At 69.6% G+C, this 6,852-nt stretch carries 8 protein-coding genes, 1 tRNA gene and 1 pseudogene; 3 read left to right on the top strand and 7 right to left on the bottom strand.

Annotation, left to right across the window (positions count from 1 at the left end; translation table 11 throughout):
* Positions 1 to 426, top strand: a pseudogene (locus Q1N79_RS04730) (adenosine deaminase); the annotation flags it as partial.
* Positions 427 to 607: 181 nt separating this feature from the next.
* Here Q1N79_RS04730 and Q1N79_RS04725 read toward each other — a convergent pair.
* The 6 genes from Q1N79_RS04725 to Q1N79_RS04700 all read right to left on the bottom strand — a co-directional run bounded on the left by Q1N79_RS04725 (position 608) and on the right by Q1N79_RS04700 (position 3,839).
* Positions 608 to 1,645, bottom strand: coding sequence for a UDP-N-acetylmuramate dehydrogenase (locus Q1N79_RS04725; RefSeq protein WP_300604925.1), 1,038 nt, complete (start codon positions 1,643 to 1,645; stop codon positions 608 to 610).
* Positions 1,642 to 2,067 carry a MaoC family dehydratase gene (locus Q1N79_RS04720; protein WP_300604922.1) on the bottom strand — a complete coding sequence of 142 codons (426 nt, stop codon included), beginning with the start codon at positions 2,065 to 2,067 and terminating at the stop codon, positions 1,642 to 1,644. Before Q1N79_RS04720 ends, Q1N79_RS04725 begins: the two co-directional genes overlap by 4 nt.
* 15 nt (positions 2,068 to 2,082) lie before the next feature.
* Positions 2,083 to 2,526 carry a MaoC family dehydratase N-terminal domain-containing protein gene (locus tag Q1N79_RS04715; RefSeq protein ID WP_300604919.1) on the bottom strand — a complete coding sequence of 148 codons (444 nt, stop codon included), beginning with the start codon at positions 2,524 to 2,526 and terminating at the stop codon, positions 2,083 to 2,085.
* A 16-nt stretch (positions 2,527 to 2,542) separates the two neighbouring features.
* The gene (gene rpmG / locus Q1N79_RS04710; RefSeq protein WP_300604916.1) at positions 2,543 to 2,707 is read right to left on the bottom strand and encodes a 50S ribosomal protein L33; all 165 of its coding nucleotides are present in this window, start codon (positions 2,705 to 2,707) and stop codon (positions 2,543 to 2,545) included.
* Positions 2,708 to 2,785: 78 nt separating this feature from the next.
* Positions 2,786 to 2,859: transfer RNA gene (locus Q1N79_RS04705), tRNA-Met, on the bottom strand.
* 194 nt (positions 2,860 to 3,053) lie between these two features.
* Positions 3,054 to 3,839: a hypothetical protein gene (locus tag Q1N79_RS04700; protein WP_300604914.1), complete on the bottom strand. Its 786-nt coding sequence runs from the start codon at positions 3,837 to 3,839 to the stop codon at positions 3,054 to 3,056.
* A gap of 648 nt (positions 3,840 to 4,487) precedes the next feature.
* On the opposite strand from Q1N79_RS04700, the gene Q1N79_RS04695 reads away from it, so the two are divergent.
* The gene (locus Q1N79_RS04695; RefSeq protein ID WP_300604911.1) at positions 4,488 to 4,901 is read left to right on the top strand and encodes a hypothetical protein; all 414 of its coding nucleotides are present in this window, start codon (positions 4,488 to 4,490) and stop codon (positions 4,899 to 4,901) included.
* On the opposite strand, the gene Q1N79_RS04690 is transcribed toward Q1N79_RS04695, so the two are convergent.
* Positions 4,891 to 6,120 carry a Glu/Leu/Phe/Val dehydrogenase dimerization domain-containing protein gene (locus tag Q1N79_RS04690; RefSeq protein ID WP_300604908.1) on the bottom strand — a complete coding sequence of 410 codons (1,230 nt, stop codon included), beginning with the start codon at positions 6,118 to 6,120 and terminating at the stop codon, positions 4,891 to 4,893. The two genes, Q1N79_RS04695 and Q1N79_RS04690, sit on opposite strands and share 11 nt — an antisense overlap.
* Before the next feature lie 127 nt (positions 6,121 to 6,247).
* On the opposite strand from Q1N79_RS04690, the gene Q1N79_RS04685 reads away from it, so the two are divergent.
* The coding region (locus tag Q1N79_RS04685; protein ID WP_300604905.1) for a thiamine pyrophosphate-binding protein at positions 6,248 to 6,852 on the top strand (605 nt) is incomplete at its 3' end.

The following is a 6,852-nucleotide window of genomic DNA, read 5'->3' as shown; positions in this document are numbered from 1 at the left end:
CCGCACGCAGGAGAGCTGGTCGGCGCGGCCAGCGTCAGCGCCACGCTGGACCGGCTGCACGCCGACAGGATCGGGCACGGCGTCCGCTCGGTCGAGGACCCCGAGGTCGTCAAGCGGCTCGCCGCCACGGGCGTGACCCTGGAGGTCTGCCCGTCCTCCAACGTGGCGCTCGGCGTCGCGCCCGGCCCGGCCGCGGTCCCCGTCCGCGCCCTCTTCGACGCCGGCGTGCCGGTCGCGCTCGGGGCGGACGACCCGCTGCTGTTCGGGCGGCGGCTGGTCAGGCAGTATGAGATCGCTCGTGACGTGCACGGCTGCACCCCGCAAGAGCTGGCCGAACTAGCCCGCATGGCGGTCCTGGGCTCGGCGGCCCCCTCCGGCGTCCGCGCCAGCCTGCTGACCGCCATCGACACCTGGCTGGCCGCCTAGCCGACCCGCGGGACTGGCGGCTGCCGCTCCCTCGCGTGCATGTCACCTGGTCCGGCGAAGATGATGTGCGGGTGAGCGATGTGACGGGGCGTGACGCGCTGCCCGGGTTCGGGTCGGCCGCCAGGACGGCCCCGCCAGAGTGGCGCAGGCACGGCTCGGCTCGGGCGCCGGGACGGCCTCGCTACAGCGTGACACCGACCAGGGTGGGCTCGGGCTGCAGCGTGACGCCGAACGCGTCGCGCACCCCGTCGCGGATCTCCCGCGCCAGCGCGACCAGGTCCGCCGTGGTCGCGCCGCCCGCGTTGACCAGCGCGAGCGTGTGCTTCGAGGACACCCGCGCCCGGCCGGGCGCGCCGTACCCCTTGCCGAAGCCGGCGTGCTCGATCAGCCACGCGGCCGGGACCTTGACCCGGCCGTCGCCCGCGTCGAAACGGGGAACCGGGCCCGGCGCCGCGGCCGCGACCCCGGCGAGCTGCTCCGCGTCCAGGATGGGGTTGGTGAAGAACGAGCCGGCGCTGCGGCTGTCCGGGTCCCCCGGGCTGAGCAGCATCCCCTTGCGTGCCCTTATTTTCAACACTCCCGAACGAACCTCGCCGACTCCCGCGCGCTCCCCCATCCGCAGCCCGAGTTCGGACGCGAGCTCGGCGTACTGCACCGGCAGCGACAGCGGCTCCCTGGCCAGCCGGAACGTCACGCCCAGCACCACGTACCTGGGCAGGGCATCCTTGAACAGGCTGGTGCGGTAGGAGAAGCGGCACTGTTCGTTCGGGATGACGCTGATCTGGCGCGTCAGCCGGTCGAAGACCCGCACGGTGGCGATGACCTCAGCCACCTCCTGCCCGTAGGCACCGACGTTCTGGATCGGGGTCGCGCCCGCCCGGCCGGGGATGCCGGACAGGCATTCCAGCCCGGCCAGGCCCTCGGCGACCGTGGCGGCCACCACGTCGTCCCAGTCCTCACCGGCGGCGACCGCCACCGCCAGGCGGCCGTCCCCGTCGCCCGAGTAGCCGACGCCGCGGCTGGCGACGGCGATGACCGTGCCGGGGAAGCCGTCGTCCGCGATCACGAGGTTGCTGCCGCCGCCGATGAGCAGCACCGGCTCGCCTGCCCCGTCCGCGGCGCGAACCGCGTCGATCAGGTCGGCCTCGGTCGAGGCCGCCACGAAGGCTTTCGCGGGGCCGCCGAGGCCAAGCGTCGTGTAGCCGGCGAGATCGGTCACGGCAGGCGGACGACGGCGCGGGCGCGGGTCAGCACCTTCGCCCCGGCGGCACGCGCGGTCAGGTCGACCGCCACCTTGCCGTCCCCGAGTTTCTCCGCGACAGTGCCGCTGATCTCGATCGTCGCGCCCGCGCCGTCGTCGGGGACAGGGACCATCGCGGAAAACCGGACGCCGAACTCGGAGATCGCGCCCGGGTCGCCGCCTGCCCATTCGGTGACGTACCTGGCGGCCTGGGCCATCGTGTACATGCCGTGCGCGATGACGTCAGGCAGGCCGACGGCGCGGGCGGCCCGCTCGTTCCAGTGGATGACGTTGAAGTCACCGGAGGCACCCGCGTATTTGACCAGGTCCAGGCGCGTGACCTGGTAGCTCTGCCGCGGTATCTCGGTGCCCGGCTCGATATCGGCGTAGCGCAGCGCCATCGTGGGTCTCCCTGCTTACTGCCCGCGCTCGACGAGCGTGGACTTCGCCGTGCAGACGTGCTCGCCGTCCACGGTGCTGATGTCCGTCGACGTGACGAGCATCGACATGGCGCCGAGCACCCTGATCGACTCGATCGTCGAGGTGGCGACCACCACGTCCCCTGCGTGCAGCGGGCGGGTATAGCTGAAGCTCTGCTCGCCGTGCACGACCATCGAGTAGTCAAGGCCGAGGCCCGGGTCGGCGTTCAGCCCTCCCGTGGCGGTCATGCTGATCACGATCGCGAACGTGGGCGGCGCGATCACGTCCGGGTAGCCCGCCTGCTGCGCCGCGGTCTTGTCGCGGCACGCCGCGCTCGGCTCGCCGATGGCATTGGCGAACTCGGCGATCTTGACCCGGCTGACCTCGTACGGCTGCGTCGGCCCGAAGACCCGGCCGACATACTCCTGGTTAAGGGGCACCGGGCGGCGCCTTCCGCTAGCGAGTCTCGCGGTGCGGGCGGTGGCAGCGGCAGTTCGGGCAGTACTTCATCAGCTCAAGGCGGTCCGGGTCGTTGCGCCGGTTCTTCTTCGTGATGTAGTTGCGGTGCCTGCACTCCTGGCAAGCCAGCGTGATCTTCAGCCGGATGTCGGTGGCAGCCATGGTGGAGTGCCTTTCTACCCGAGAGTTTTGTCGGTCAAGAGTACTTGATGTGGTACGTGGTGGGTAACGCCTGCTGGGTAGCGGAGGCCGGACTTGAACCGGCGACACAGCGATTATGAGCCGCTTGCTCTGCCTGACTGAGCTACTCCGCCATCGCGACCATGTAAGGGTACCCGATCTGGCCAGCGCGCGTGCGCGCCGCGACAGCGGGCGCGGCGGACGGTTATCCACAGGCTCAGCCGGAGCATGCACGGTTGTATCCCCGTAAAGCAGGGCATATCAACATGGGTGCAAACAGTTGCGCACACGTTTTCCACAGGCTGGTGGGACCCGGGCACTCCTGCGGTCACGGGGCCGCCGGCGCCACCACGGGCGGCAGGCCGGTGATCGGGCCCCCGGTGGCAATTCCCGGACTGGTCACCACGGTCTCGATGAACGCCCCGGAGACCGGCGTCGTCGGGTTGTGGTACTGGTAGTGCGTGCGGAAGAACCCGCGGAAATGGCCCGGCGGATTGTTGGACATCGTCAGCGTGGTGGCCTGCGTCGGATCGCCGATGTTAAGGCTGATCGTATTGTCGTCGCCCAGGTAGTCCGGGTCGTATATGTGCAGGGTCAGGTCAGTGCCGTTCAGGTCATATCCCCAGGCCAGGACCTGATGGCACTGCGAGAGGTTCTCTATCCCGGTGAGAAATCCCAGGAATGCCGGCTGCTGGCCGGCGACCAGGCCGAGGGCGGAGGGCAGCCCGGAATCCATGTCCTGCTTGATCATCGGCCATTCCTCGGTGATCTCATGCCAGGCGACGCCATGGCCGAAGAATGAGTCGCCGTCGGACATCTGGATCCACGACAGGTAGTGGGTCACGTCGGCCTCGTCGAAGCTGTTCGTCAGCCGCGCGACGATGTAGTTGAACAGCGGCGCGCCCTCGGCGGGATTCGCTGTTTCCCGCGGCGGCAGCAGGCGGGCCTGGTACAGGTCATTGACCGTATAGGCCATGCCGCCGCATAGTCCATCGCTCGCATTGCCCAGCGTCACGTGCTCGCCAAGGATGTTAATGGTGTAGTCCGGTTCTGCTGGCCAGCTGTTGGTGAATTGAAGGCCGTTCCTGCTCGGCAGGAACATAGGCACGCGCACGCTAACCATCCCGACCCACCCGCTCCCTGATGGCAGTTGACCAATCCCCCTGTCGTACACGAGCCGCGCCCTTGGTGTAAAGAGCCGGTAAGCTTCAAGATCATCAAGCCGCCGCGGCCATGTGGGCGGCGCCACAGCGCTTATCACCCTCATCTGCTTTCACGGGCACATCACGCGGTTCTTTGGGTATCTCATGATCCCGAAGAGATTTTTTATCAAGTAGACATTTAGCGCCGATTTGGGCTCTGTCTCACATCGTGAAGGTCGCGTCCTGGTAACGGGCCGATCTGCCGCCAGCGGGGGCCGCCCTGGTAGCACGCGGCCGGATGAATGTGACAGTCAGCCGCCTGTGACCGGCTCGATGCCACATTCATCCGCCGCCGGCCGGGACGTGGCGGCGACCGGGAACCGGGCAGATTATGACAAATCGTTCACGAGTGGATGCCGTGAGCGAGGCGAGCAGGCCGTTACGATCGCGCGATTTGGGCCAGGACCGCGATTTGTCCGAAAAATCTTCCCGGCCATGGTCGGCAATTGCCGCCATGCCGGGGACCGCCCCTGGCGGCCCGCGCGGCGTCGTTACTGTTACCGCCCTGAGATCGGGGTAAGAACTGTGGCCGTAGGGGTGTCTGTTACTCAGGAGACTTCATGGCAGAGAAGAAGCCGATGCTTATGTACGCCGCATCCTACGGGAGCGTGCAGGCCGCACTGTCGGCGCTGACCGCGATCGAGCAGCTGCGCAAGGACGAGGTGATCGGCTCGTACGACGCGGCGGTGATCGACAAGGAAAACGGCAAGCCGCACATCGTCAAGCGGATGGACCGCCCGCGCATGCACGTCATTCCCGAGGCACTGGGCGGCGGGACATTGCCGAGGAAAGAGCTCAAAGAGGCGGCTCAGCAGCTCACCGCCGATCAGGCGGGGCTGATCGCGGTCGGCGAGCCAACGATCGAACAGGCGGTCAGCCAGGCGCTCGCCAGTGCCGCGAAGGTGGTGAAGCGCTCTGTGGACGCGACCACCGACGAAATCACCAGCGAGCTGCAGGAAGCGCTCAAGAGCTAGCCGGCCGCTGGCCGAACCGCTCGTCAATCGCGGCGAGCTTGCGTTCGACGGTGGCTTGGGCGGCGGTGCGCACGCTCACCCCGTGCTGGCCGGCGTCGGTCAGCATGTCGGTGACGATGCGGCGCATCGAGTCGCGTACCTTGCGCTCGGCCTGCGCGGCGTCGGCGCCGATGTCCCCGAACAGCGTCCACCACCACCAGGCGTTGGTCGCCGAGTTGGCGACGAAGTCGGGGATCACGTGGACGCCGCGGGCGGACAGCCCGGCTTCGGCCGCGGGCAGCGTGGGCATGTTGGCGGCCTCGACCACGAAGCGGGCGCTGACCCTGGCCTGGTCGCGCGTGTCGATGCAGTAGGAGACCGCGGCCGGGACGAGCACCTCGCAGTCGATGTCAAGCCAGGCGCTGCCTGGGGCCTCGGTGTCGCCGGGGCGGAGCTGGCCGCGGTCGATGCCGCCGAGGGGGTCGCGGGTGAGCAGCAGCCGTTCCACGTCGAGTCCGGCGGGGTTCACGATAACGCCGTGCGCATCGGCAAGCGCGACCACGCACACGCCGGCCCGGGCGAGGTAACGGGCGGTCGCGCCGCCCATCGACCCGAAGCCCTGCACCACCGCCCGGGCCGAGCGGTACGGCAGCCCGGCGTGGTCGAGCGCGGTCAGCGCGGACTCTGCCACGCCGAGCCCGCCGACCAGCTCGGGCAGGCTCACCCCGTCAACGTCGATCGCGAAGGCGGCGGCCAGCCGCGCGCGCGCCCCGGCCGCGTCGTCAAGCAACGGGTAGATGGCCTGGATGGAGCTGTCAAGCCCGAGTTCGGCGACGACGTCATCCAGCGTGTCCTGCCGCAGGCCGAGATCCTCTCCGGTGGTCCAGTGCCGCTCGATCAGGAAGCGCACGCCGTCGACAAAGCGGGTGAGTATCGCGCGGGCCCGCGGATCGTGGGGGCTGCAGTCGATGCCGCCCTTCGCGCCGCCAAGCGGGATGTAACGGCTGGCCGGGTCGTAGTGCAGCGCCTCCTTGCGGGTCATGCCCGCCGCGAGACCGCGCACCTCGTCAAGGGTGCACCCGTCGCGCATCCGCAGCCCGCCGCTGGCGACCCCGCGCACGAGGCGGTCGATGACGGCGTAGCCCTGCCGCCCGCTGACCGGGTCGGTCCAGATCAGCTGCAAGCGGGGCGCGGCGACCGCGCCGGTGGCGGCGGGTAGGGTTGCCTGAAGCGAGACCATTACTGAACCTTTGCATAGTAGTTTGTCGATGCATACGCTGCGAACTGTACATCAGGCATTGAAACTCTGTCATCCACAACTGTACAATAAGTCAATAGAAGTGGCCGGCTGAGAGGAGGGCGGGGCCGTGACCGACAAGCTGACGGGTGGCGAGGCCCTCGTCGCGGCCCTGGAAGCGCACGGCGCGGCCACCGTGTTCGGCGTGCCGGGCACGCACAACCTGCCTGTCTACGCCGCGCTGGCGCGGTCTGGCATCCGGCACGTCTCACCGCGGCACGAGCAGGGCGCCGGCTTCGCGGCCGACGGGTGGGCGCGCGCCAGCGGCCAGCCGGGGGTGTGCCTGACCACCACAGGGCCCGCGGTGCTTAACGCGGCGACGGCCGCCGCGCAGGCCTACTCCGACTCGGTCCCGATGCTGCTGGTCTCACCCGGGCTGCCGCTGGGTCATCCCGGCCGCGGCAACGGGTACCTGCACGAGGTGAAGGACCAGCACGCCGCGCTCGGCGCCCTGGTCGCCTACAGCCACCGGGTCGCCAGCGTCGCGGAAATCCCGCTGGCCGTGGCCCAGGCCTACGCCGCGATGGCGACCGGGCGGCCCCGGCCCGTGCACCTGGAGCTCCCGCTCGACCTGCTCGGCGAGCGCGCGCCCGTCCAGGTCAGCGGCCCGATCCCCGTTCCCCCCGCGGCGCCGGCGACCGCGCAGGTGGCCGCGGCGGCGCGGGCGCTCGCGGC

Origin of the sequence: Trebonia sp., from assembly GCF_030042015.1 — a bacterium.
Classification (GTDB): domain Bacteria; phylum Actinomycetota; class Actinomycetes; order Streptosporangiales; family Streptosporangiaceae; genus Trebonia.
This window is presented reverse-complemented; position numbering and strand designations above follow the sequence as displayed.